We start from the raw sequence: 23,989 nt of genomic DNA on the forward strand, positions 1-23,989 counted from the left end.
GGGTGTTGCCTGTCGACAACGCAGGAGTGGGCGCCGGACACGGTCAACGGCACCGCGCGCCCTTACCAAGCGCCGCGCCGCCCTCTCAGCCTCTCAGCCTCTCAGCCTCTCAGCCTCTCAGGCTTGCAGCAGGATGCGCAGCATGCGGCGCAGCGGTTCGGCCGCGCCCCAGAGCAGTTGGTCGCCCACGGTGAAGGCGCCGAGGTACTCCGGCCCCATGGCGAGCTTGTGTAGACGACCGACCGGGACGCTCAGCGTGCCCGTGACCGCGGCGGGCGTGAGCGCGCGCTCGGTCGCCTCGCGTTCGTTGGGCACCATCTTGACCCAGTCGTTGGCGCCTGCGAGCAGGGCTTCGATCTCGGCCAGCGGCACGTCCTTCTTCAGCTTGACCGTGAGCCCTTGCGAGTGGCAGCGCATCGCGCCGATGCGCACGCACAGGCCGTCGATGGGAATGCTGCCCGGGCTGCGGAACGCGGGCTTGCCGAGGATCTTGTTGCATTCGGCGCCGCCTTTCCACTCTTCTTTGCTCTGGCCGTGCTCGACGGGCACGTCGATCCACGGTATCAGGCTGCCAGCCAGGGGAACGTTGCGGAAGTGTTGGGTCGGGAAGTCGGGCGAGCGCAGGGTCGCAGCGACCTTGCGGTCAATCTCGAGAATGGCCGAGGCCGGATCGGCGAGTTCGTTCTTGACGGCGTCATGCAAGGCGCCCATTTGCTGCAACAGTTCGCGCATGTTTTGCGCACCGGCGCCCGAGGCCGCCTGATAGGTCATGGCGCTGACCCACTCGACGAGGTCCGCCTTGAACAGGCCGCCCATGGCCATCAGCATCAGGCTGACGGTGCAGTTGCCGCCGATCCAGTTGCGACCGCCGGCTGCGAGCGCGCGGTCGATGACGTCGCGGTTGACCGGGTCGAGGATGATCACCGCGTCCTCGGCCATGCGCAGCGTGCTCGCCGCATCGATCCAGTGACCGTGCCAGCCCGCCGCACGCAGTTTGGGGAAGATTTCTTTGGTGTAGTCGCCGCCTTGCGCGGTGATGATGATGTCGCAGCGCCGCAGGGCTTCGAGGTCGAACGCATCCTGCAGTCGGGTTTCGTTCTTCGCCATCGCCGGGGCGGCACCGCCGGCGTTGGAGGTGGAGAAGAACAGCGGCTCGATCAGGTCGAAGTCCTTCTCTTCGACCATGCGATCCATCAACACCGAGCCGACCATGCCTCGCCAGCCGACCAGACCAACCAACTTGCTCATTTGAAACGCCCTTTCTCGTTAAAAACAGTTCCAGACCCGGCTGTTTTTGCCCGGCTCGTCTGGCCGGGAAGGGCGCACGACGAACCCGGCTGGATCAGCCCTGAATGGTCGTGGTTTTGATGGTGTATGCGCGCGCAGCCCCATCGGCCATGGCGGCGGATGCGAAGTTCGGGTCGAACGGGCTGGTGGTAAACATAAGACAAGATTGTAGCGAGCCGCGGCTTGACGCCAGCTGACAAAGCCGCCGGCAGACCATTCGAACGAATCTCAGCCGAGTGCTCGGACCACCGCATCGCCCATTTGCGCCGTGCCGACCTTGGTCGTGCCTGCGCTCCAGATGTCGGGGGTGCGCAAGCCCTGCGCCAGGACTTGTTTTACGGCCGTCTCGATGCGCTCGGCGGCTTCGGGCTGGTTGAGCGAGAAGCGCAGCATCATGGCCGCGCTCAGGATGGTCGCCAGCGGGTTCGCGATGCCTTGCCCGGCGATGTCCGGGGCGCTGCCGTGGCTGGGCTCGTACAGGCCCTGGCTCTTCGCGTTCAGGCTGGCCGAGGGCAGCATGCCGATCGAGCCAGTGAGCATCGAGGCTTCGTCGGAGAGGATGTCGCCAAACATATTGCCAGTGACGATGACGTCGAATTTCTTCGGCGCTTTGACGAGCTGCATCGCGGCGTTGTCGACATACATGTGCTCGAGCGTCACATCGGGGTATTGCTGGCCGACTTCCGTGACCACGTCCTTCCAGAGCTGGAAGGTCTCGAGCACGTTGGCCTTGTCGACGCTGGTGACTTTTTTGTTGCGCTTGCGCGCGGCCTGGAACGCCACATGGGCGATGCGCTCGATCTCCGGGCGGCTGTAGCGCATGGTGTCGAAAGCTTCTTCGGCGCCGGGGAAGTGCCCGTCGGTCGCGACGCGGCGGCCGCGCGGCTGGCCGAAGTAAATGTCGCCGGTGAGCTCGCGGATGATGAGGATGTCCAGCCCCGCGACCAGTTCGGGCTTGAGGCTGGAGGCGCCGACCAGTTGTTCGTAGCAGATGGCCGGGCGGAAGTTGGCGAACAGGCCGAGGTGCTTGCGCAGGCCGAGAATGGCTTGCTCGGGGCGCAGCGCGCGCTCGAGCGTGTCGTACTTCCAGTCGCCCACGGCACCGAAGAGCACGGCGTCGGCTTCGCGCGCGAGTTTCAGCGTGGCTTCGGGCAGCGGATGGCCGCTGGCCTCGAAGGCGGCTCCGCCCACAGGAGCGTACTCCAGCTCGAGGGGCAGCTCGAGCGCTTGGAGGACCTTCACCGCTTCGGCGACGATTTCGGTGCCGATGCCGTCACCGGGAAGAACTGCGATTTTCATTTTGCTATCAGAAAAGGAGCTAGAAACGCTTGTTTTTCGCCGGCAAACGGCCAAAAAAGCTCAAAAATGGCCGAACCGAACCCTGCCGAACCCATCAGAGCGGCAAGCTGCGGGCGAGCCAGGGCATGCGGGCCAGGCGTTCGGCCTCGAAGGCGGCGATCTTGTCCTTGTGACGCAGGGTCAGGCCGATATCATCGAGGCCGTTGAGCAGGCAGTACTTGCGGAAGGCGTTGACTTCGAACGGGACTTCTTCGCCCTGCGGCTTGACGATCACCTGCCGCTCGAGGTCGATGGTGAGCGCATAGCCCGGAAACGCCGCGACCTCGTCAAACAGCTGGTCGACCGTGGCCTCACTCAGCGTGATGGGCAGCAGGCCGTTCTTGAAGCAGTTGTTGAAGAAGATATCGGCGAAGCTGGGTGCGATCAGCGCCCGAAAGCCGTATTGCTCGAGTGCCCAGGGCGCGTGCTCGCGGCTCGATCCGCAGCCGAAGTTCTTGCGTGCGAGCAGGATCGAGGCCCCCGCGTAACGCGGCTGGTTCAGCACGAAATCCGGGTTGGGCCGGCGCGTGGCGGGGTCTTTGCCGGGGTAACCGGGGTCGAGATAGCGCCATTCGTCGAACAGGTGCGGCCCAAATCCGGTTTTATGGATGGACTTGAGGAACTGTTTGGGAATGATGGCGTCGGTGTCGACGTTCTCGCGGTCCATCGGGGCCACGATCCCTTGGTGCACGGTGAATTTCTGCATGTTGTTCGCTCGGTTTAGGCGCCATGAAGGCGCTTACTTCACGGCCTTCTCGATGGCCGCGCCCGCTTTTTGAACGTCTTGGCCGACGCCTTTGATCGTGTTGCAACCGGCAAGAGCCAGAGCCAGCATCAGGACCACGCCGGTGAGCAGCGAAGATTTCATGGACGGCCTCCGAAATTCATCCGGCGTAGGGCCGGACATCGACGAAATGCCCGTGGACGGCTGCGGCTGCGGCCATCGCGGGTGAGACGAGATGGGTGCGGCCACCCGCGCCCTGACGTCCTTCGAAGTTGCGGTTGCTGGTGCTGGCGCAGCGCTCGCCGGGCTCGAGTCGGTCGGCGTTCATGGCCAGACACATCGAGCAGCCTGGCTCGCGCCAGTCGAAGCCCGCGGCCCGGAAGATTTCATGCAGGCCCTCGCGCTCAGCCTGTTCTTTCACCAGGCCCGAACCCGGAACGACCATGGCGAGCTTCACATGGCGTGCCACCTTCTGTCCCAGCCGCTTGACGACCGCGGCGGCCTCGCGCAAGTCCTCGATGCGGCTGTTGGTGCAGGAACCGATGAACACCTTGTCGACGGCGATGTCGGTCATGGGCTTACCGGGCTCGAGACCCATGTAGGTCAAGGCGCGCTCGATGGCCGCGCGCTTGGTCGGGTCGCGCTCGCGGTCGGGGTCGGGAACGCGGCCGTCGATGCCGGTGACCATCTCGGGCGAGGTGCCCCAGGTCACTTGAGGAACGATTTGAGCGGCGTCGATTTCGACGACCGCATCGAAATGGGCGCCGGGGTCGCTGTGCAGGGTGCGCCAGTAGCGCACCGCCTGGTCCCATTCGGGGCCACCGACGAAGCGGCCGCTGGCGGTGTCGGTGCCCGGCGCGAGCAGCCGGCCGCGCACGTATTCGATGGTCTTGTCGTCGACCGCCACGAGTCCCGCGCGTGCGCCCGCTTCGATCGCCATGTTGCACACCGTCATGCGGCCTTCCATGGAGAGCGCACGGATGGCGCTGCCGGCGAACTCGATGGTGTAGCCGGTCCCGCCGGCCGTACCGATGCGCCCGATGATGGCGAGCACGATATCCTTGGCCGTAACACCCGGTTGCAAGGTGCCCTCGACCCGAATCAGCATGTTTTTGGCCTTCTTGGCGAGCAAGGTCTGCGTGGCCAGCACATGCTCGACCTCGCTCGTGCCGATCCCGTGGGCCAACGCACCGAAGGCGCCATGAGTCGAGGTGTGCGAATCGCCGCACACCACCGTCATGCCGGGCAGCGTGGCACCGTTCTCCGGGCCGATGACGTGGACGATGCCTTGGCGTTTGCTGAGGAAGGGGAAATAAGCCGCGGCGCCAACCGCGCGGATGTTGGCGTCGAGCGTGAGGATCTGTTCTTTGCTGATCGGGTCGGTGATGCCGTCGTAACCGAGTTCCCACCCCGTCGTGGGCGTGTTGTGGTCGGCCGTGGCGACGACGGAACTCACGCGCCAGACCTTGCGGCCCGCCTCGCGCAGGCCCTCGAAGGCCTGCGGGCTGGTCACTTCATGGACGAGGTGACGGTCGATGTAGAGGATGGCGGTGCCGTCTTCCTCGGTGTGGACGACATGCTCGTCCCAGAGCTTGTCGTAAAGCGTGCGTGCGGCCTGGGTCATGGAAGGATGTGCTGCGCTGCGGTGGCGGGATGAACGACGGATTTTAATCGGGCAGGGCTGTCGGTACCGCTGTTGGTGCCGCTGTCAACCTAAATCCGGCAGTTGGGCGCGCCCGGGCGGGTCGTCATCGGGCGCGCGGGCAAGGCGCAAACCGCAGACATGGCGGGTGCCATGGCGAGGATTTGCAACGCCGCCCCCGCACCCGAGGGCGGCTCGAACGGGTGCGCAGCGCTCACCCAAACGGTGAACGGACTGCGCACCGAAAATAGTTGAGACGCCAACACCTTGCATTCAGCGAAAAGCGGTCAACTGCCGGATTTAGGGTCAATGCCGCCGGCGTCTCTCGACCGGCGTCCGGACGGCCCGAGGCGCGAAATTTTGGGTAATTTCCCTGAAATCCCGGCGTCAAACCACAAGGTAACGCTATCAAAAAGTGACTTCTCAAAACGGCACCGCCCGCCCGCGGTGAGCGGGTGGGCGGTGACCGGCGCGGCTGCCGCGGCCCGCCCGCAGGGACGAGCGGCACGCGGCGGCGGTGCTCAGCGCTGATCGAGCGGCTTGACGTCGCGGCGCGCCGCACCCGTGTAGAGCTGGCGCGGACGGCCAATCTTGTACTCTGGGTCGGCGAGCATCTCGTTGAGCTGGGCGATCCAGCCCACGGTCCGCGCGAGCGCGAAGATGCCGGTGAAGAGGCTCACCGGAATGCCGATCGCGCGCTGCACGATGCCCGAATAGAAGTCGACGTTCGGGTAGAGCTTGCGCTGCACGAAATAGTCGTCCTCGAGGGCGATCTTTTCGAGTTCCTTGGCGAGCTTGAACAGCGGATCGTTCTCGAGACCCAGCTCGGACAGAACCTCGTTGCAGGTCTCTTGCATCAGCTTAGCGCGCGGGTCGTAGTTCTTGTAGACGCGGTGGCCAAAGCCCATGAGCTTGACGCCCGAGCTCTTGTCCTTGACCTTCTCCATGAATTCGCCGACCTTGGCGACCCCACCCATGGCCTGGATTTCTTCGAGCATGTTCAGGCAGGCCTCGTTGGCGCCGCCGTGCGCCGGGCCCCAGAGGCAGGCCACACCGGCTGCAATCGCGGCGTAGGGGTTGGTGCCCGAGCTGCCGCACAACCGCACGGTCGAGGTCGAAGCGTTTTGCTCGTGGTCGGCATGCAGGATGAAGATGCGGTCGAGCGCGCGCTCGAGCACCGGGTTGACTTTGTATTCCTCGCAGGGCGTGCCAAACATCATGCGCAGGAAGTTGCCCGCGTAGGACAGGTCGTTGCGCGGATACATGTAGGGCTGGCCGATGCCGTACTTGTAAGCCATGGCGACCAAAGTGGGCATCTTTGCGATCAGGCGAATCGCCGCGATCTTGCGGTGTTCCGCGTTGTGGATGTCGGTGCTGTCGTGATAAAAGGCCGAAAGCGCACCCACCAAGCCCGTGAGCACCGCCATCGGGTGCGCGTCTCGACGGAAGCCGCGCAGGAAGAACTGCATCTGCTCATGCACCATCGTGTGGTTGATGATGAGCTTGTGGAATTCATCGCGTTCGTTGGCGTTGGGCAATTCCCCGTTGAGCAGCAGATAGCAGGTATCGAGATAGTCACACTGCGTGGCCAGTTGCTCGATCGGGTAGCCGCGATACAGCAGTTCACCCTTGTCGCCGTCGATGTAGGTGATGGCCGACTGGCACGATGCGGTCGAGAGAAAACCCGGGTCGTAGGTGAACATGCCCGTTTGCGCGTAGAGCTTGCGGATGTCGATCACATCCGGGCCCAGCGTGCCCTGGTAGACCGGCAGGTCGACGCTCGGGCTGCCGTTGGAGAACGAGAGCGTGGCTTTGGTGTCGGAGAGTTTCATCATGGTCTCGAGGAGAGTGGTTTGGGAAATCGGTCAGGCCAGGGTGGGTGATGGGGGCTCACGAAGCTGGGCTAGGACGAGCCGCACCGCTTCGGCACCCCGCCCGACCCACTCGGACCCGGGCTCGCGCCGGGCCAGCAGCAGATCGAGCAGATCGTTGTCTGCCAAAGCCATCAAGGCGTAGAGGCCGCGGGCTTGCGCGTAGGTCAGGTGCCGTTCGTAACGCTGGAAAAACCGCTCGATGAAGAGGTCGTTTTCGAGCAGGCCGCGACGGCATCGCCACCGCAGCCGGCTCAAGTCCCGTTCGCTGACGACTTCGTCGTCGGCTCCGGCTTCGAGGAAGCGATCGGTTTCCAAGCGGTGTCGCCCTGCGTCGTCAGACGGTGCGCTGGACCATCATTTCTTTGATCTTGCCGATCGCCAGCGTGGGGTTCAAACCCTTGGGGCAGACGTCGACGCAGTTCATGATGGTGTGGCAGCGGAACAGACGGTACGGATCCTCGAGGTTGTCGAGGCGCTCGGCCGTGGCCTCGTCGCGGCTGTCGGCCAGGAAGCGATAGGCCTGCAGCAGACCCGCGGGCCCGACGAACTTGTCGGGGTTCCACCAGAAGCTCGGGCAGCTCGTCGAGCAGCTGGCGCAGAGGATGCACTCGTAGAGGCCGTTGAGCTCCTCGCGCTCCTCGGGGCTTTGCAGCCGCTCTTTTTCGGGCGGAATCGAGTCGTTGATCAGATACGGCTTGATCGAGTGGTACTGTTTGAAGAACAGCGTCATGTCCACGATCAGGTCGCGAACCACCGGCAGGCCGGGCAGCGGCTTCAATACGATGGTCTGCGGCAGCGTGCGCATGTTGGTCAGGCAGGCCAAGCCGTTCTTCCCGTTGATGTTCATCGCGTCCGAGCCGCAGACACCTTCACGGCAGGAGCGGCGGAACGAAAGCGTCGGGTCGATGGCCTTGAGTTTCATGAGGACGTCGAGCAGCATGCGCTCGTGACCGTCGAGTTCGACCTCGAGCGTCTGCATGTAGGGCTTGGCGTCCTTGTCCGGGTCGTAGCGATAGATCTTGAACGTGCGTTTTTCCATGATGGGGCTCCGGTTCGGACGGCTCAGAACGTGCGGACTTTCGGTGGAATCGATTCCACCGTCAGCGGTTTGAGGTTGACGGGCTTGTAGCTCAGGCTGTTGGTGGCGCGGTGCCACAGCGTGTGCTTGAGCCAGTTCGCGTCGTCGCGGCCCAACGGCGCGACCGGGTCGTCGGCGGCGCGCTCGTAGTCTTTGACGGTGTGCGCACCCCGGCATTCGTGGCGGGCCGCGGCCGATACCATCGTGGCTTGTGCGGCTTCGATGAGGTTCTCGACCTCGAGCGCCTCGATGCGCGCGGTGTTGAAGACGCGCGATTTGTCCTTGAGCCCGATGGCCGCCACGCGCTTGCGCAACTCGGCGACCTTGACCACGCCCTCGTCCATGCTCTTTTGGGTGCGGAACACGCCGGCATGCTGTTGCATCGTGGCGCGCAGTTCATTGGCCACATCTTGCGCATACTCGCCCGAAGTGGCGTCTTCGAGGCGGTTGACGCGCTCGAGCGTGGCGTCTGCAGCATCCGCCGGCAGCGGCTTGTGTTCACCGAAGCTGCGAACGAACTCGACGATGTGGTTGCCCGCGGAGCGGCCGAACACCAGCAGGTCGAGCAGCGAGTTGGTGCCCAGGCGGTTGGCGCCGTGCACGCTTACGCACGAGCACTCGCCGACGGCATACAGGCCCCGGACCGGCACATTCTGGCCTTGCGCGTCAGGAACGACGACCTGGCCGTGGATGTTGGTCGGAATGCCGCCCATCTGGTAGTGGATGGTCGGCACGACGGGAATCGGCTCGCGCGTGATGTCGACGTTGGCGAAGTTCACCCCGATCTCATAGACCGAGGGCAGCCGCTTGTGGATGGTCTCGGCGCCCAGGTGGTCGAGCTTGAGCAGGATGTAGTCCTTGTTCGGACCGCAGCCCCGGCCTTCCTTGATTTCCTGGTCCATGCAGCGCGAGACGAAGTCGCGCGGCGCGAGGTCTTTGAGCGTGGGCGCGTAGCGCTCCATGAAGCGCTCGCCGTTGCTGTTGAGCAAAATCGCGCCCTCGCCGCGGCAGCCTTCGGTCAGCAGCACACCGGCGCCGGCGACGCCGGTCGGGTGGAACTGCCAAAACTCCATGTCTTGCAGCGGAATGTCGGCCCGTGCGGCCAGGCCCAGGCCGTCGCCCGTGTTGATGAAAGCGTTGGTGCTGGCCGCGAAGATGCGGCCCGCGCCGCCGGTGGCCAGCAAGACCGTCTTGGCTTCGAGGATGTAGAGGTCGCCGGTTTCCATCTCCAGCGCGGTCACGCCGACCACATCGCCCTCGGCGTCGCGGATCAGGTCCAGCGCCATCCATTCGACGAAGAACTGGGTTCGGGCGCGGACGTTTTGCTGGTAGAGCGTATGCAACATCGCATGGCCCGTGCGGTCCGCCGCCGCGCAGGCGCGCTGCACCGGCTTTTCACCGTAATTCGCGGTGTGTCCGCCAAACGGCCGCTGATAGATGGTGCCGTCCGGGTTGCGGTCGAACGGCATACCCATGTGCTCGAGCTCGTACACCACTTTGGGTGCTTCGCGGCACATGAATTCGATCGCGTCCTGGTCACCGAGCCAGTCCGAGCCCTTGATCGTGTCGTAGAAGTGGTAGTGCCAGTTGTCTTCGGACATGTTGCCTAGGCTCGCCCCAATGCCGCCTTGCGCCGCCACCGTGTGCGAGCGGGTCGGGAAAACCTTGGACAGAACAGCGACGTTCAAGCCCGCTTGCGCCAGTTGCAGCGACGCACGCATGCCGGAGCCACCGGCGCCCACGATGACGACGTCGAAGCGACGACGGGCGATGTCTTTTTTCGTGTAACTCATGGTCTCTCGTCTTTCAGAATCGATGGCTTACAGGCGCCAGAGCACTTCGATCGCCCAACCCGCGCAGCCCAACAGCCACACGAGCGTGAAGACCTGCAGCACCAGCCGCACCGAGGTGGGCTTGGCATAGTCCATCCAGATGTTGCGCACACCGATCCAGGCGTGCCAGATCAGCGCGACGATCACCGAGAAGGTCAGCACCTTCATCCAGCGCGCCGCAAAAATACCCGCCCAGGTGTCGTAGCCGATCGGGCCGGCGGAGAACAACAGTTGCACGAGCACCACCAAGGTAAAGGCGGCGAGCACGGCGGCCGTGGCTCCTTGGGCGAGCCAGTCGCGTACACCATAGTGCGCGCCGACGACGCGTCGCTTCGGGCCGTAGTTCACAGTAGCCATGGATTCACTCCTCGCGGATCAATACAAGCCAAACAACTTTGCGCCGAGAACCGCCGTCAGGCCAAGGCTCAGCACGAGCACCGTGACCGCCGATTGGCGGCCAAATTCCTTCGAGAGCTTGTGCGTCACCTCCATGTAGAGATGGCGCAAACCGGCGAACAGGTGGTGGATGAACGCCCACATCAGCGCCAGCGCCACGAGTTTCATGAACCAGCCCGGGACGAAACCGAGCCCCACGTTGAACGCGGCTTTGAAACGCGCAAAGGAAATTTCCGACGAGACGGACGTATCGAACAGCCAGATGATGAGGGGCAACAGCAGGAACATCAGCGCGCCGCTGACTCGGTGCAGGATCGAAACCCAGCCGGCTGGCGGCAGCCGATAGGTGGTGAGGTCCTTGAAGGCATTGATGTTCCGGAACTCGGGTCGTTGCGGTCGGGTTTCAGTCATGCTCATGGTCGACGTCCTCGGTTTGTTATGGGAATCGGTGCGGGAGTTGGGGAAGCAAGCGGGAATTCTATTGCGCTGCACCATTGCGAGCGCCGGCCGCAGAGCGACCCTGGGGCGCGCGCCAGTATTCTGCGCTTCTTTGGCCTGCGACGGCGGGCGGTTCCGACTTCATTGGAGTTCGTTGAAGTAGTGATGCGTGTCGGTGCGGTAGAGGCCGCGGCGCAGCTCCATGGGCCGGTCGCCATAGGTGTAGGCGGTGCGCTCGACGCTCAGGAGCGGTGAGCCGGGCGCGATGCCGAGCAGTTCGGCCTGACTCGGGTCGGCTGCGACGGCGCGAATGCGTTCTTCGGCGCGAACCATGCGCACCCCAAATTCTTCCTCGAACAGGGCATAGGTCGGACCCGGGTAGCTGGCCAGGGCGTCCGCCGTGAGCCCTTTGAAGGCGACCCCCGGCAACCAGAGGTCTTCGAGGATGGTCGGGACGCCTTTGAACGACAGCACGCGGCGAACCTGGATGACCGGGTCACCCGGGCGCAGACCCAGCCCGCGGGCGACATCGCCCGTCGCGCGGGCGCGGCGACAGTCGAGGATGGATCGCTGCGCGGGGCCTTCGCTGTCGAGGTCGCCCTCATCGGGCTTGAGCCGCAGGAAGCGGTATTCGACCTGGCGCTCGGAATGGGTGGCGACGAAGGTGCCCTTGCCCTGGCGGCGCACCAGCAGGTTTTCGGCGGCGAGCTCGTCGATGGCTTTGCGCACCGTTCCCTGGCTGACGCGGAAACGCCCGGCGAGTTCGGTCTCGCTCGGAATCGCTTCGCCCGGCTTCCATTCACCGGCTTGCAAGCTGCGCAGAATCAGTGCCTTGATCTGTTGGTAGAGCGGGCTGAAGGCCGGCGTGTCCACGCCGGCTGCGGAGGCAGGCTCTTCCGGGGTGACGGGTAGATGTTGCATGGTGCCGGCAGCACACGGACGAAGGGTAGACGAAGGATCGAAAGACCGAAAACGGCCATTATCATATCTTATATAAGACATAAGATAAATTGACGTTCGACCCCATCGGCGGTACACTGCCGTCCCTGTGGGCGCGCTCGGGCAACGCTGAATCCGTTCCTGCGATGGCCCGCGCCTGGCCGCTCGCCAGCACAGCACCTGCGCGGGGCGTCGGGCGGCAGAACCCGTGCAATGTTTCATCTTCCTGATTGACCTGGAGTCTTCGCCATGAGCAAAAAACCCGTTCGAGTGGCCGTTACCGGCGCCGCTGGCCAGATTGGCTACGCTTTGTTGTTCCGTATCGCATCGGGTGAGATGCTCGGTAAGGATCAGCCCGTCATCCTGCAACTGCTCGAAATCCCCGACGAGAAAGCGCAGAAGGCGCTCAAAGGCGTGATGATGGAGCTCGAAGACTGCGCCTTCCCGCTGCTCGCCGGAATGGAAGCGCACAGCGACCCGATGACCGCGTTCAAGGACACGGACTACGCGCTGCTCGTCGGTTCGCGTCCGCGCGGGCCGGGCATGGAGCGTGCCGAATTGCTCGCCGTCAACGGCGCCATCTTCATTGCGCAGGGCAAGGCGCTCAACGCCGTGGCGAGCCGCAACGTGAAAGTGCTGGTGGTGGGCAACCCCGCCAATACCAATGCTTGGATCGCGATGAAGAGTGCGCCGGATCTGCCGCGCAAGAACTTCACCGCCATGCTGCGTCTGGACCACAACCGTGCGCTGTCGCAAATTGCGGCCAAGACCGGCAAGCCCGTCTCCAGCATCGAAAAGCTCTGCGTCTGGGGCAACCACTCGCCGACCATGTACGCCGACTACCGGTTCGCGACCATCGAGGGTCAGTCCGTCAAGGAGATGATCAACGACGAAACCTGGAACCGCGAGGTGTTTCTGCCGACCGTGGGCAAGCGCGGTGCTGCGATCATCGAAGCCCGTGGCCTGTCGTCGGCGGCCTCGGCGGCGAATGCCGCCATCGACCACATGCGCGATTGGGCGCTCGGCAGCAATGGGCGTTGGGTCACGATGGGCATCCCGTCCGACGGCTGGTACGACATTCCGAAAGACACCATGTTCGGCTTCCCGGTGGTTTGCGAAGGCGGCGAATACAAAGTCGTCGAAGGCTTGCCGATGGATGACTTCAGCCGCGAGCGCATCGCCATCACGCTCAAGGAACTGCTGGACGAGCAGGCGGCAGTCAAGCACCTCGTCTGAAACACGCCCTTCTTCGCTCGAGCGTGAAAGCCCATCCTCGCGAGGTGCTGCTGGGCGCGCGGTCGGCGCCGCTGTTGCCGGTGTGCGATCACTACAGCGGCGTCGAGGCCCGCATGCGCAAGAGCCTGCAGCTGCAGGCCGAATTGCAGCAGGCCTTCGGCACCTGCGTGATGGACGTCACGCTCGACTGCGAAGACGGTGCGCCCGTGGGTGGCGAGGCCGAACATGCGGCGCTCGTGGCCGAGCTCGCGCGGACGGCGCCGCCTGGGGCGCGCGTTGCCGTTCGCGTCCACGCGGTCGACCATCCTGCCTTCGCGTCGGACGTGGCGCAGATCGTCGCTCAAGCCGGCCAGCGGCTCTGTCATGTGATGGTGCCGAAGGTCGAGAGCGTCGACGACGTCGCGCAGGCGGTGGCCGCCATCGACGCAGCGGGTGGGGCCGATTTACCGCTGCATGTCTTGATCGAGTCCCCGAGGGCCGTGCACCATGCGTTCGAGATCGCCGCGCATCCCCGGGTGCAGTCGCTGAGCTTCGGACTGATGGACTTTGTTTCGGCGCACGGGGGAGCCGTTCCGGCGCAGGCCATGACTTCCACGGGGCAGTTTACGCATCCGCTGGTGGTGCGCGCCAAGCTCGAGGTGGCTTCGGCCGCGCACGCCTGGGGTAAGGTTCCCGCGCACGGTGTCGTGACCGAGATTGCCGACCGCGCCGCTTTGCGCGAGGCAGCGCGTCGCGCCGCCCGAGAGTTCGGCTACACCCGGATGTGGAGCATCCACCCCGATCAGGTGTTGCCGATCGTCGAGGCCTTCGCGCCCGATGCGGCCGAGGTCGAGCAGGCGCAGTCGGTTCTCGAGGCGGCCCTGCGCGCGGACTGGGGGCCCGTGAACGTGGGCGGCGTGCTGCATGACCGGGCGAGTTACCGCTACTGGTGGCAGGTGATCGAGCGCGCCCATCGCACGGGCCGCCCGCTTGGGTCTACCATGAAGGCCTTGCTCGACGCCTGAGCGTCGGAGATCGAAGCCACACGAGAGAAGGAGCTGGTGATGAACATCTGCAACAAGCGGGTGCGCGGCCTGATGGGCGGTGCGGTTTTGCTGGGTCTGGCTGTGGCGCCATCGGTTTGGGCCGCGCCGCAAGAGGCGAAGAGCGCGCCTGCCGTGAAAAGACACGCCCCCGCCCCGAAGCAGCCAGCCGCCACCGCGAAGACCCCCGCGGTCGCTGCACCGGCAGCGGAGGAGCCGCTGCAGGCCGAGCAGCTTGCGGTGGCCGAGCAGGTTCAGACCGGCAACATCCCGTGTGAGTTGGGTGCGCGCATCAAGCTCGTCGCCGATGCCGCCAAGCCCGGTTACTTCGACCTCGAGGGGCAGAGCTACCGTTACCGGCTGCACCCGGTGGTGAGCCGCACGGGCGCGATTCGCCTCGAGGATGTGCAGCGTGGCGCCGTCTGGATCCAGTTGGCGAACAAGTCGATGCTGATGGATCAAAAGAACGGCCGGCGTCTCGCCGATGAATGCATGAGCGAGCGTCAGATGGCGGTTGCCGAGGCCTACAAAAAGAACCCGCCGCAGCACTTGCTCGAAGCCGCCGCGCCGAATTGAGATGCAGGCCTTGATTCGCCTGGAGCGCCGCCCGACCCCTCAATTTTGATTCGATAGCCTGAGAAACCCTGGAGTAAGACCATGTTGAAAGCCTACCGTGAACACGTCGCCGAGCGCGCAGCGCTCGGCATCCCGCCCCTGCCGCTGTCGGCCCAGCAGACGGCCGAGCTCATCGAGCTGATCAAGAACCCGCCCGCCGGGGAGAACCCGCAGGAACTGCTCGACCTGCTGGTGCATCGCGTGCCGCCGGGGGTCGATGATGCGGCCAAGGTGAAGGCCTCGTTCCTCGCCGCCGTGGCGCACGGCTCGATCCAGGTCGGCCTGATTTCCAAGGCCCGCGCGACCGAGCTGCTCGGCACGATGGTCGGGGGCTACAACGTCAAGCCGCTGATCGATCTGCTCGACGACCCCGAGGTGGCGCCCATCGCCGCTGAAGCGCTCAAGAAGACCCTGCTGATGTTCGACGCCTTCCACGACGTCGTCGAGAAGGTCGAGGCGGGCAATGCCCACGCCCGCGCGGTGATGCAGAGCTGGGCCGATGCCGAATGGTTTCTCTCGCGGGCGGAAGTGCCGCACAAGATCACAGTCACCGCGTTCAAGGTGCCGGGTGAAACGAACACCGATGACCTGTCTCCGGCCCCCGACGCCTGGAGCCGTCCCGACATTCCGCTGCACGCGCTGGCGATGCTGAAGAACCGGCGTCCGGATGCACCCTTCGAGCCGGATGAGGACGGCAAGCGCGGCCCGATCAGCGTCATCAACAAGCTCAAGGAAAAAGGCCACCTCGTCGCCTACGTGGGCGACGTCGTGGGAACCGGTTCGTCGCGCAAGTCGGCGACGAACAGCGTGATCTGGCACACCGGCCACGACATTCCGTTTGTGCCGAACAAGCGCTTTGGCGGTGTGACGCTCGGCGGCAAGATCGCGCCGATTTTTTTCAACACCCAGGAAGACTCCGGCTCCTTGCCGATCGAGGTGGATGTCAGCAAGATCGAGTTCGGGGACGTCATCGACATCTATCCGTATGACGGCAAGATCGAGCGCAACGGCGAAGTGCTCGCGACCTTCGCGCTCAAGAGCGAGGTGCTGCTCGATGAAGTCCGCGCGGGTGGCCGCATCAACCTCATCATCGGCCGCGGCCTGACCGCCAAGGCGCGCGAATATCTGGGCCTGCCGGCCTCGACGGTCTTCCGCCTGCCCAAGCCGCCAGTCGACAGTGGCAAGGGCTACACGCTGGCGCAAAAAATGGTGGGTCGTGCCTGCGGCATGCCCGAGGGCAAGGGTGTACGCCCCGGTACCTACTGCGAGCCGAAGATGACGACCGTCGGCAGCCAGGACACGACCGGCCCGATGACGCGCGACGAGCTCAAAGACCTCGCCTGTTTGGGATTCTCGGCCGATCTGGTGATGCAGTCCTTCTGCCATACCGCGGCGTATCCGAAGCCGGTGGATGTGAAGATGCACCACGAGCTGCCCGAGTTCATCAGCACGCGCGGCGGCGTGGCGCTGCGTCCGGGCGACGGCATCATCCACTCCTGGCTCAACCGCATGCTGCTGCCCGATACCGTGGGTACGGGCGGCGACAGCCACACGCGCTTTCCCATCGGCATCAGCTTCCCGGCGGGTTCGGGCCTGGTGGCGTTTGCGGCGGCGACCGGCGTCATGCCGCTCGACATGCCCGAGTCGGTGCTGGTGCGCTTCAAGGGCGAGATGCAGCCCGGCGTGACGCTGCGCGACTTGGTGCATGCGATCCCGCTCTACGCGATCAAGCAGGGGCTGCTGACGGTCGAGAAGAAAGGCAAAAAGAACATCTTCTCGGGCCGCATCCTCGAGATCGAAGGGCTGCCCAAGCTGAAGGTGGAGCAGGCCTTCGAGCTGTCGGACGCCTCGGCCGAGCGTTCGGCGGCCGGTTGCACGGTGCGGCTCGACAAGGAGCCCATCATCGAATACATCCAGTCGAACATCGTGCTCCTCAAGAACATGATCGCCGACGGCTATCAAGATGCGCGCACGCTGGCGCGGCGCATCAAGGCGATGGAGGCGTGGCTCGAGAATCCCAAGCTGCTCGAGCCCGATGCGGATGCCGAATACGCGGCGGTCATCGAGATCGACCTCAACGAAATCACCGAGCCCATCGTCTGCTGCCCGAACGACCCCGACGACGCCAAGACGCTGTCGGACGTGGCCGGCGCGAAGATCGACGAGGTGTTCATCGGCTCGTGCATGACCAACATCGGCCACTTCCGCGCCGCGAGCAAGTTGCTCGAAGGCAAGCGCGACATCCCCGTGCGCCTGTGGATGGCCCCGCCCACCAAGATGGATGCGCACCAGCTCACCGAAGAAGGCCACTACGGCGTCTTTGGTCAGGCCGGCGCGCGCATGGAAATGCCCGGCTGCAGCTTGTGCATGGGCAACCAGGCGCAGGTCAGAGAGGGCGCGACCGTCATGTCCACCAGCACCCGCAACTTCCCCAACCGCCTGGGCAAGAACACCAACGTCTACCTCGGCTCGGCGGAACTGGCCGCGATCTGCTCCAAGCTGGGCCGTATCCCCACCAAGGAAGAGTACCTGGCCGACATCGGTGTGATCAACGCCAATGGTGACAAAATCTACAAGTATCTGAACTTCGACCAGATCGGCGAGTACGTCGAGCGGGCCAAGGCGGTTCCGGTCTAATCGTTCGCACCCCCGACGCCCCGTCGAGCCCCGCTCTTCGGGGCTTTTTTTTCGGGTTCCAACATGCCTCGGTTTGCAGCCAACCTTTCGATGCTCTGGCCCGAGCGGCCTTTCTTGGATCGCTTCGAGGCCGCGGCCAGGGCCGGGTTCAAAGCGGTGGAGTTCTTGTTCCCCTACGAGCTCCCGCCCGAGGTCATCGCGGAGCGCTTGCGGCGGCATGGGCTGCAGCTCGTGCTGCACAACCTCCCGCCCGGCGACTGGGCAGCGGGTGAGCGCGGGCTGGCTTGCATCCCTGGGCGAGAAGCGGAGTTTCGGGACGGTGTGGCGCTTGCGGCTCGCTACGCGCGGGTGTTGGGTACGCCGCGCTGGCATTGCATGGCCGGGATACGACCGCCGGGCGTGCCCGAGGACGAAGCCCGAGCGACCTGGATCGCCAACCTGCGCCATGCCGCGGCCGAGGCCCGCAAGCTCGGGATCGTCGTGTTGGTCGAGCCCATCAACACTTATGACATGCCCGGCTACTTCGTGAGCCGGCCGCGACAGGCCGTGGCGCTCATCGACGCCGTGGGTGCGGACCATGTCTTGCTGCAGTACGACATCTATCATGCGCAGCGGATGGAGGGCGAATTGGCCAACACCCTGGCGGCCCTGTTGCCGCGCATCGGGCATCTGCAGCTCGCCGACACCCCGGGCCGGCACGAGCCGGGTACCGGCGAAATCAACTATCGATTTTTGTTTGAGCACATCGACCGGCTAGGCTACTCGGGCTGGATTGGTTGCGAATACCGCCCGCTCGACGAGACCGCGGGCGGGACCGATCGCGGGCTCGATTGGCTGCGCCAGCACGGATGCAGCCTCTGAATACCCCGCAGAACCTCGATGTTGCGGCTGGATTGAGCGAGGCCCCCATGCACCCCACCGACGACCCGCGCGCCTTGCTGCGCCACCTCTACGAGGCAGCGGTGCAGCGCGCGCTGCCGCTGCACAACATGGCCGCCTACCTGCCTCCGCCGCCGGATCGAGCCAGGCCAGGCCGCACCCTGGTACTGGGCGCGGGCAAGGCCGCCAGTGCGATGGCGCAGGCGGTCGAAGCCTTGTGGCCGCGGGATGTGCCGATCTCCGGCATGGTGGTCACGCGCTATGGCCACACGCCGCCGCGCCCGCCCGGTGTGCCCGAGCGCATCGAGATCGTCGAGGCGGCGCACCCGGTGCCCGATGCTGCCGGGGTAGCCGCCGCCACGCGCATTTTGGACTTGACCCAGGGGCTGACAGAGGAAGATCTGGTGCTGTGCCTGATTTCGGGCGGCGGCTCGGCGCTGCTGACGCTGCCGTGCGAGGGGATCACGCTCGAAGACAAACAGCGCATCAACCGGGCGCTGCTCGAATCGGGTGCCGACATCGCGCAGATGAACACCGTGCGCAAGCACCTGTCGCGCATCAAGGGCGGGCGGCTCGCGGCTGCCTGCGCACCCGCGCGGGTGCTGACGCTCGCCATCAGCGACGTGCCCGGAGACGACCCGAGCGTGATCGCGAGCGGGCCGACGGTCGCCGACGTCAGCACCTGCGCCGACACGCTGGAAATCCTGGACCGCTACGCCATCGCCGTCCCCCCGGCGGTGCGCGAGGGCCTGCAAAGCGGCGCGCTCGAAACGCCGAAGCCGGGCGACCCGCGCCTAGCCCGCTGCATGACGCACCTGATCGCGACGCCGCAGCAGAGCCTGGAGGCCGCGGCCGCCGCCGCGCGTGCGCTGGGCCTCAACGCCTACATCCTTAGCGACGAGATCGAGGGCGAGTCGCGCGAGGTGGGCAAGGTGCATGCGGCCATCGCGCGCTCGACCGCGCTGGGCCGCAGCAGCTTCGAGGCGCCGTGCGTGATCTTGAGCGGCGGCGAGACCACGGTGACGGTGCGGCCACAGGCAGCAGGCCAGCCCCGCGGCCGCGGCGGCCGCGCCGGCGAGTTCTGCATGGGCCTGGCGCAGGCCTTGGCCGGCCACCCGCGCATCTGGGGGCTGGCGGCCGACACCGACGGCATCGACGGGGTCGAGGACAACGCCGGCGCGTTCGTCACGCCCGACACGCTCGCGCGCGCCAGCGCTTTGGGCTTGAAGCTGGCCGACCATCTGGTGCGCAACGATGCCTACGGTTTTTTCGAGCCGCTGGGCGACTTGCTCGTCACCGGGCCCACGCACACCAACGTCAACGACTTTCGCGCCGTGCTGGTTCGGTGAGCCTCAAAAAGTAGAGCAACACCCGACCGATTCACGCCGGGGGTCGGGGTTTTTTATATCGAGCCGGCGATGTCGAGCCGCCGCGCGAGCATGGCGCCGGGCCGCGCGCCTTCGAGCGGGATCCACACCCGCAGCGGGCTGCCCGATGCGACGCGGAGCGCCGCACCCTGCGCGTCGCGCATGGCCGCGAGCACCAGGCTGCGGTTGCCTTCGGGCTGGATGAGTTCGAGCGTGTCGCCCACCGCGAAGCGGTTTTTCGTCTCCACCTCGGCCCAGCCATCACGCACGGCGTGGACTTCGCCGACGAATTGGCTGCGCTGCGACTCGGAGCTTCCGCGCTCGTAATTTTGGTAGGTGTGGCTCGCTCGGCGCTCCAGAAAGCCCGGCGTGTAGCCGCGGTTGGCCAGACCCTCGAGTTCGCCGAGCAGCGCCGGGTCGAAGGGCCGACCCGCAACGGCCTCGTCGATGGCGCGGCGATACACCTGCGCGGTGCGCGCGACGTAGTAGCGGCTTTTGGTGCGCCCTTCGATCTTGAGCGAATCGACGCCGATCTGCACCAGCCGCGCCACATGCTCGACGGCGCGCAGGTCCTTGCTGTTCATGATGTAGGTGCCGTGCTCGTCTTCCATGATGGGCATGAGCTGGCCCGGACGCTCCTTTTCCTCGAGCAGATAGACCCGGTCGGCTGCCGGATGGCGCTGGGCTCCGCCGCACGCGGCGAAGGCGCGCTCGGCTTGGGCGGCCTCCTCGGCAAAGCTGAAATCCGCATCGAGCGCCAGCGGGACGGCCTCGCCGGTGTCGCTCGACTCCGTCGCCGCATGGGTTTTGTAGTCCCAGCGGCAGGCGTTGGTGCAGGTGCCCTGGTTCGGGTCGCGCCGGTTGAAATAGCCCGAGAGCAGACAGCGGCCCGAGTAGGCGATGCACAGCGCGCCATGCACGAAGACTTCGAGCTCCATGTCCGGGCAATCGTCGCGGATCTGGGCGATTTCGTCGAGGCTCAATTCACGCGACAGAATGATGCGCCGCACCCCGATGCGCTGCCAGAATTTCACCGCGGCGGAGTTAAGCGTGTTGGCTTGCACCGAGAGGTGGATCGGCACCTCGGGCCACGGCCCTTCGTGCATGCGCTCGAGCACCATGCTGATGAGGCCAGGGTCGGCCATGATGAGGCCGTCCGGGCGCATATGGATGATGGGCTCGATGTCGCGCAGGTAGGTGCGCACCTTGTCGTTGTGCGGCAGCAGGTTGCTCGTGAGAAAGAACTTCTTGCCGCGCGCATGGGCTTCCTCGATGCCTTGCGCGATCTGCTCGAGTTTGCTGAATTCGTTGTTGCGCGCGCGCAGCGAATAGCGCGGATGACCGGCGTAGACCGCGTCGGCACCGAAGTCGAAGGCGGTGCGCATGCGCTCCAGGCCGCCGGCGGGCAGCAGCAGTTCGGGGGCTTTCATGCTCGGCTCCTGGTTGGGCTAGCCTCGGGCGACGGGCAGGCCCGGCGTGTTGCACCACTCGCTCCAGCTGCCCGCGTAGAGCGCCGTGCGCGGAAAACCCGCGATTTCCATCGCCAGCAGGTTGGGTATGGCGCTCACGCCGCTGCCGCAGTGGTGCACGATGGTCGGCGCCGATCGCAGGCCCAGCAGCGCCGTCCATTCCGCGCGCAATTGCTCAGCCGGCTTGAAGCGCCCGTCGGGCGTGAAGTTCTCGGTGAATGGCCGGTTGAGCGCGCCGGGGATGTGCCCGGCCACCGGGTCGAGCGGCTCGACTTCGCCGCGAAAGCGCGCGGGGGCTCGAGCGTCGATCAGGGTTTGCGTGGGGCGGCCGAGGTCGCGCGCGACGGCTTCGGTGCACACGAGGCGGGCGCGCGCTTCGCCAGCCTCGAAGCGGCGGGGCACCGGGCGTGCCGCGGGGCCACGCTCGATCGCGCCGCCCGCGGCTTGCCAGGCCGCGAGCCCGCCGTCGAGCACCGCGACCGCCTCATGCCCCAGCCATTTGAGCATCCACCACAGCCGTCCGCAAAAATTGGCGCCGCTGCGCTCATAGACGACGACTTGCGTGTCTGGGCCCACGCCGTGCGCGCCGATCCACTGCGCAAAAGTCGCTCGGGTCGGCAGAGGATGGCGACCGCCGCTTTCGCGGGCGTCGCCGGCATGGGCGCTCAAGTCGCGGTCCAGATGCGCCTGCTGGGCGCTGGGCAGATGGGCCTCGGCAAACAGCCGGTCCGCCGCCGCAGGGTCGGCCAGGTCGAAGCTGCAATCGAACAGAGCGACCGGGCGGCCGCTCGCGATGAGGGATTGCAGTTCGGCAACGGAGATCAGGGTGTTGAACATAGGATCCAAGGTTCAGTGTTCTTCGGCGGGTGGGTTGGGAAGTGCACGGGCGCGCAGCACGGTTGCGGCGATGCCGCTCGCCACGATGATGCCCATCCCGGCCCAGCCCATGGGCGCGATGCGGTCACCAAACAGCCACAGGCCGAACAGCGCCGCAAAGACGATGCCCGAATATTGCAGATTGGCCACGACCAGCGTCGCACCGCGGGTATAGGCCCGGGTCATCGCAAGTTGCCCAAGCGCGGCGAGCACCCCGATCGGCAGCAGCCAAAGCGCCTGCGGCCAGGTCCAGGGACTGGTGCCGGTGAAGGCCATGCCGACGAAGCCCGCCAGAGTCGCACCCACCGAGAAATAGAGCACGGTGCGGGCTTCAGGCTCACCCACGCGGCCCAGCGCGGCGACCTGCAGATAGGCAAACGCCGCGCCCAGCCCCGAAAGCAGGCCGATGAGCCCGGCGAACAACTGGTTCTGTTCGATCGTCGGGCGCAGCAGCAGCACCACGCCGGTGAAGGCGGCCAGTACGGTGAGCACGATGGGCCCCTGGCGCGCAAGGTCTTGCAACCGCCCCATGGCCAACGTGCCGCCGACGAGAAAGGCGGCCACCCAGACGCCGCTCATGTAGTTGAGCGTCATGGCGGTGGCCAGGGGCAGGTGTGCGATGGCGTAGAACCAGCTCGCCAACGACAGGACGCCGACGACGCTGCGCCAGACATGCATCATCGGGACTCGGGTGCGCACGCTCACCCCCTGCGCGCGGCACCATGCCGCCATGAAGGCGATACCGATCGCGCCGCGCCAGGCGACGATTTCCGCAACGTTGAAATGCGCCGACGCAAACTTGATGCACACGCTCATGAGCGCGAACATCAGCGAGGCGACGACCATCCACGCGGCCTGCATGGCATCAATTTCAGGAAACAACCCCGAACCCCAGCGTGGAGTGGTCAGCTTGTGCGATCAAGTTTGCACGGGTTTGATGCCCATGGCGGCGCGGTACCACTCGTGGAAATGCTGCATGCCGTCTTCCATCGGGCTCTGGTAGGGGCCCACCTCGTTGTCGCCACGATCGAGCAGCGCTTTGCGGCCCGCGTCCATCCGCTCGGCGATCTCGTCGTCCTCGATGCAGGTTTCCATGTAGGCCGCACGCTGGGCTTCGACGAAGTCGCGCTCGAAGGCGGCGATGTCCTCGGGGTAGTAGAACTCGACCATGTTGAGGGTCTTGTTCACGCTCACCGGGTGCAGCGTGGAGACGGTGAGCACATGCGGATACCACTCGACCATGATGTGCGGGTAGTAGGTGAGCCAGATCGCGCCGCGCTCGGGCTTGACGCCGCCGCGGTATTTGAGGAGCTGCTCATGCCAGCGCCGGTAGACGGCCGATCCGGGGCGGTCGAACGCGGCCGAGACGCCCACGGTCTGCACGGAATACTCGCGCCCGAACTCCCAGCGCAGGTCGTCGCAGGTCACGAAGTGGCCCAGGCCTGGGTGGAAGGGGCCGACGTGGTAGTCCTCGAGGTAGACCTCGATGAACGTCTTCCAGTTGTAGTTGCACTCGTGCAGTTCGACATGGTCGAGCACGAAGCCACTGAAGTCGAGCTGCGCGCGCGGCCCCATGCCGGCGAGGTCGGCCTCGATGTCGCGCCCGTTGTCCTCGAACAGCAGCCCGTTCCACTCGCGCAGGGGATAGTTGTTCAGGTTCAGGCAGGGGTCCTGCGCGAAGTGCGGCGCGCCCACGAGCTGACCCGCGGCCGAGTACGTCCAGCGATGCAGCGGGCAGACGATGTTGCCCCCGGCATGGCCCTTCGCCTCGGTGTAGAGGTTGCCGCGGCCTTTGAGCATGATGGCTTGGCGGTGGCGGCAGATGTTCGACACCAGTGCCACCGTGCCGTCCGCCTGGCGCACGAGCGCACGGCCCTCGCCCTCTTGGGGCAGCGCAAAGTAGTCGCCCGGCTCGGGAACCGCGTGGGCATTACCCACATAACGGGGCCCGCGTTGGAACAGCCGTTCCATCTCACGCGCAAAAAGCGCCTCGTCGAAGTAGCTGGACACTGGAAGTTGGCTGTTCGCCTGCTGGAGCTGAAGACTTAAATCAGACATGATGACCTGACCTAGAGACTCCCCCTATGAAGGGGCAGGGTGGGCGCTGTGCTGCTTAGCAGGCCGTTGAAAAACTACTGCGGTGGGCCATCTGCGGCGTTGCGCGGTGCTCGCTCCCTCGCCTATCTATTTGATATGTCTCGGTCGCTGCGCTCCGTGCGCCTTGCATCTGGCCATCCTCGCTACGTTTTTCAACGGCCTGTTAGGGCAACGCTGAACAAGTCCCGCGCGCCATCGCGGGAACTGATCCAGTGTTGCCCTAGCCTTGGCGCGAAAAAGGCC

General features: G+C 65.5%; 23 protein-coding genes. 6 read left to right on the plus strand and 17 right to left on the minus strand.

Annotated features, from left to right (window positions below; genetic code table 11):
* Positions 1–117 precede the first annotated feature (117 nt).
* The 13 genes from asd to EDC62_RS11965 form a co-directional block, all read right to left on the minus strand.
* Complete coding sequence (gene asd / locus EDC62_RS11905) at positions 118–1,248, minus strand: aspartate-semialdehyde dehydrogenase (protein ID WP_124224040.1); 1,131 nt, start codon at positions 1,246–1,248, stop codon at positions 118–120.
* A gap of 267 nt (positions 1,249–1,515) precedes the next feature.
* Positions 1,516–2,586, minus strand: a complete 1,071-nt coding sequence (gene leuB, locus EDC62_RS11910) for a 3-isopropylmalate dehydrogenase (RefSeq protein ID WP_124224041.1) — start codon at positions 2,584–2,586, stop codon at positions 1,516–1,518.
* A gap of 94 nt (positions 2,587–2,680) precedes the next feature.
* Positions 2,681–3,331 (minus strand): 3-isopropylmalate dehydratase small subunit, encoded by a 651-nt coding sequence (leuD, locus tag EDC62_RS11915; protein WP_124224042.1) that lies wholly within the window; start codon positions 3,329–3,331, stop codon positions 2,681–2,683.
* Between the two features lie 33 nt (positions 3,332–3,364).
* On the minus strand, positions 3,365–3,493 hold the full coding sequence (locus EDC62_RS11920) for an entericidin A/B family lipoprotein (protein ID WP_124224043.1): 129 nt from the start codon (positions 3,491–3,493) through the stop codon (positions 3,365–3,367).
* A 16-nt stretch (positions 3,494–3,509) separates the two neighbouring features.
* Positions 3,510–4,973 (minus strand): 3-isopropylmalate dehydratase large subunit, encoded by a 1,464-nt coding sequence (gene leuC, locus EDC62_RS11925; RefSeq protein ID WP_124224044.1) that lies wholly within the window; start codon positions 4,971–4,973, stop codon positions 3,510–3,512.
* A gap of 89 nt (positions 4,974–5,062) precedes the next feature.
* Positions 5,063–5,254, minus strand: coding sequence for a hypothetical protein (locus tag EDC62_RS11930; RefSeq protein ID WP_124224045.1), 192 nt, complete (start codon positions 5,252–5,254; stop codon positions 5,063–5,065).
* 258 nt (positions 5,255–5,512) lie between these two features.
* The gene (locus EDC62_RS11935) at positions 5,513–6,823 is read right to left on the minus strand and encodes a citrate synthase (RefSeq protein WP_124224072.1); all 1,311 of its coding nucleotides are present in this window, start codon (positions 6,821–6,823) and stop codon (positions 5,513–5,515) included.
* A 33-nt stretch (positions 6,824–6,856) separates the two neighbouring features.
* A complete protein-coding gene (locus EDC62_RS11940) occupies positions 6,857–7,180 on the minus strand; it encodes an FAD assembly factor SdhE (protein ID WP_124224046.1) in 324 nt (107 codons plus the stop codon).
* Positions 7,181–7,199: 19 nt separating this feature from the next.
* The gene (locus EDC62_RS11945) at positions 7,200–7,904 is read right to left on the minus strand and encodes a succinate dehydrogenase iron-sulfur subunit (RefSeq protein WP_124224047.1); all 705 of its coding nucleotides are present in this window, start codon (positions 7,902–7,904) and stop codon (positions 7,200–7,202) included.
* Positions 7,905–7,927: 23 nt separating this feature from the next.
* Positions 7,928–9,736: a succinate dehydrogenase flavoprotein subunit gene (gene sdhA, locus EDC62_RS11950; protein ID WP_124224048.1), complete on the minus strand. Its 1,809-nt coding sequence runs from the start codon at positions 9,734–9,736 to the stop codon at positions 7,928–7,930.
* Positions 9,737–9,763: 27 nt separating this feature from the next.
* Positions 9,764–10,132, minus strand: a complete 369-nt coding sequence (gene sdhD, locus EDC62_RS11955) for a succinate dehydrogenase, hydrophobic membrane anchor protein (RefSeq protein ID WP_124224049.1) — start codon at positions 10,130–10,132, stop codon at positions 9,764–9,766.
* Positions 10,133–10,150: 18 nt separating this feature from the next.
* Positions 10,151–10,582: a succinate dehydrogenase, cytochrome b556 subunit gene (sdhC, locus tag EDC62_RS11960; RefSeq protein WP_124224073.1), complete on the minus strand. Its 432-nt coding sequence runs from the start codon at positions 10,580–10,582 to the stop codon at positions 10,151–10,153.
* A 168-nt stretch (positions 10,583–10,750) separates the two neighbouring features.
* Positions 10,751–11,530 carry a GntR family transcriptional regulator gene (locus EDC62_RS11965; protein ID WP_245968861.1) on the minus strand — a complete coding sequence of 260 codons (780 nt, stop codon included), beginning with the start codon at positions 11,528–11,530 and terminating at the stop codon, positions 10,751–10,753.
* A gap of 267 nt (positions 11,531–11,797) precedes the next feature.
* Between EDC62_RS11965 and EDC62_RS11970 the strand changes: the two genes are divergently transcribed.
* The 6 genes from EDC62_RS11970 to EDC62_RS11995 all read left to right on the plus strand — a co-directional run bounded on the left by EDC62_RS11970 (position 11,798) and on the right by EDC62_RS11995 (position 19,286).
* Entirely contained in the window at positions 11,798–12,784 is a 987-nt protein-coding gene (locus EDC62_RS11970; RefSeq protein WP_124224051.1) for a malate dehydrogenase, read from the plus strand.
* A gap of 23 nt (positions 12,785–12,807) precedes the next feature.
* Complete coding sequence (locus EDC62_RS11975; protein WP_245968862.1) at positions 12,808–13,788, plus strand: HpcH/HpaI aldolase/citrate lyase family protein; 981 nt, start codon at positions 12,808–12,810, stop codon at positions 13,786–13,788.
* A gap of 39 nt (positions 13,789–13,827) precedes the next feature.
* Positions 13,828–14,382 carry a hypothetical protein gene (locus EDC62_RS11980; RefSeq protein WP_245968863.1) on the plus strand — a complete coding sequence of 185 codons (555 nt, stop codon included), beginning with the start codon at positions 13,828–13,830 and terminating at the stop codon, positions 14,380–14,382.
* An 81-nt stretch (positions 14,383–14,463) separates the two neighbouring features.
* Positions 14,464–17,058, plus strand: a complete 2,595-nt coding sequence (gene acnB, locus EDC62_RS11985; protein ID WP_124224052.1) for a bifunctional aconitate hydratase 2/2-methylisocitrate dehydratase — start codon at positions 14,464–14,466, stop codon at positions 17,056–17,058.
* A gap of 63 nt (positions 17,059–17,121) precedes the next feature.
* On the plus strand, positions 17,122–17,919 hold the full coding sequence (gene otnI, locus EDC62_RS11990; protein ID WP_124224053.1) for a 2-oxo-tetronate isomerase: 798 nt from the start codon (positions 17,122–17,124) through the stop codon (positions 17,917–17,919).
* Between the two features lie 47 nt (positions 17,920–17,966).
* Positions 17,967–19,286, plus strand: coding sequence for a glycerate kinase type-2 family protein (locus tag EDC62_RS11995; protein ID WP_211331004.1), 1,320 nt, complete (start codon positions 17,967–17,969; stop codon positions 19,284–19,286).
* A 53-nt stretch (positions 19,287–19,339) separates the two neighbouring features.
* On the opposite strand, the gene trhP is transcribed toward EDC62_RS11995, so the two are convergent.
* The 4 genes from trhP to EDC62_RS12015 are packed head-to-tail and all read right to left on the minus strand — an operon-like array spanning position 19,340 to position 23,707.
* On the minus strand, positions 19,340–20,734 hold the full coding sequence (gene trhP, locus EDC62_RS12000) for a prephenate-dependent tRNA uridine(34) hydroxylase TrhP (RefSeq protein WP_124224054.1): 1,395 nt from the start codon (positions 20,732–20,734) through the stop codon (positions 19,340–19,342).
* A gap of 18 nt (positions 20,735–20,752) precedes the next feature.
* The gene (locus tag EDC62_RS12005) at positions 20,753–21,610 is read right to left on the minus strand and encodes a sulfurtransferase (protein ID WP_124224055.1); all 858 of its coding nucleotides are present in this window, start codon (positions 21,608–21,610) and stop codon (positions 20,753–20,755) included.
* Between the two features lie 12 nt (positions 21,611–21,622).
* On the minus strand, positions 21,623–22,510 hold the full coding sequence (locus EDC62_RS12010) for a DMT family transporter (protein WP_124224056.1): 888 nt from the start codon (positions 22,508–22,510) through the stop codon (positions 21,623–21,625).
* A gap of 57 nt (positions 22,511–22,567) precedes the next feature.
* On the minus strand, positions 22,568–23,707 hold the full coding sequence (locus EDC62_RS12015) for an aromatic ring-hydroxylating oxygenase subunit alpha (RefSeq protein ID WP_124224057.1): 1,140 nt from the start codon (positions 23,705–23,707) through the stop codon (positions 22,568–22,570).
* Between the last annotated feature and the right edge of the window lie 282 nt (positions 23,708–23,989).

Origin of the sequence: Tibeticola sediminis, from assembly GCF_003843835.1 — a bacterium.
Classification (GTDB): Bacteria; Pseudomonadota; Gammaproteobacteria; order Burkholderiales; family Burkholderiaceae_C; genus Tibeticola; species Tibeticola sediminis.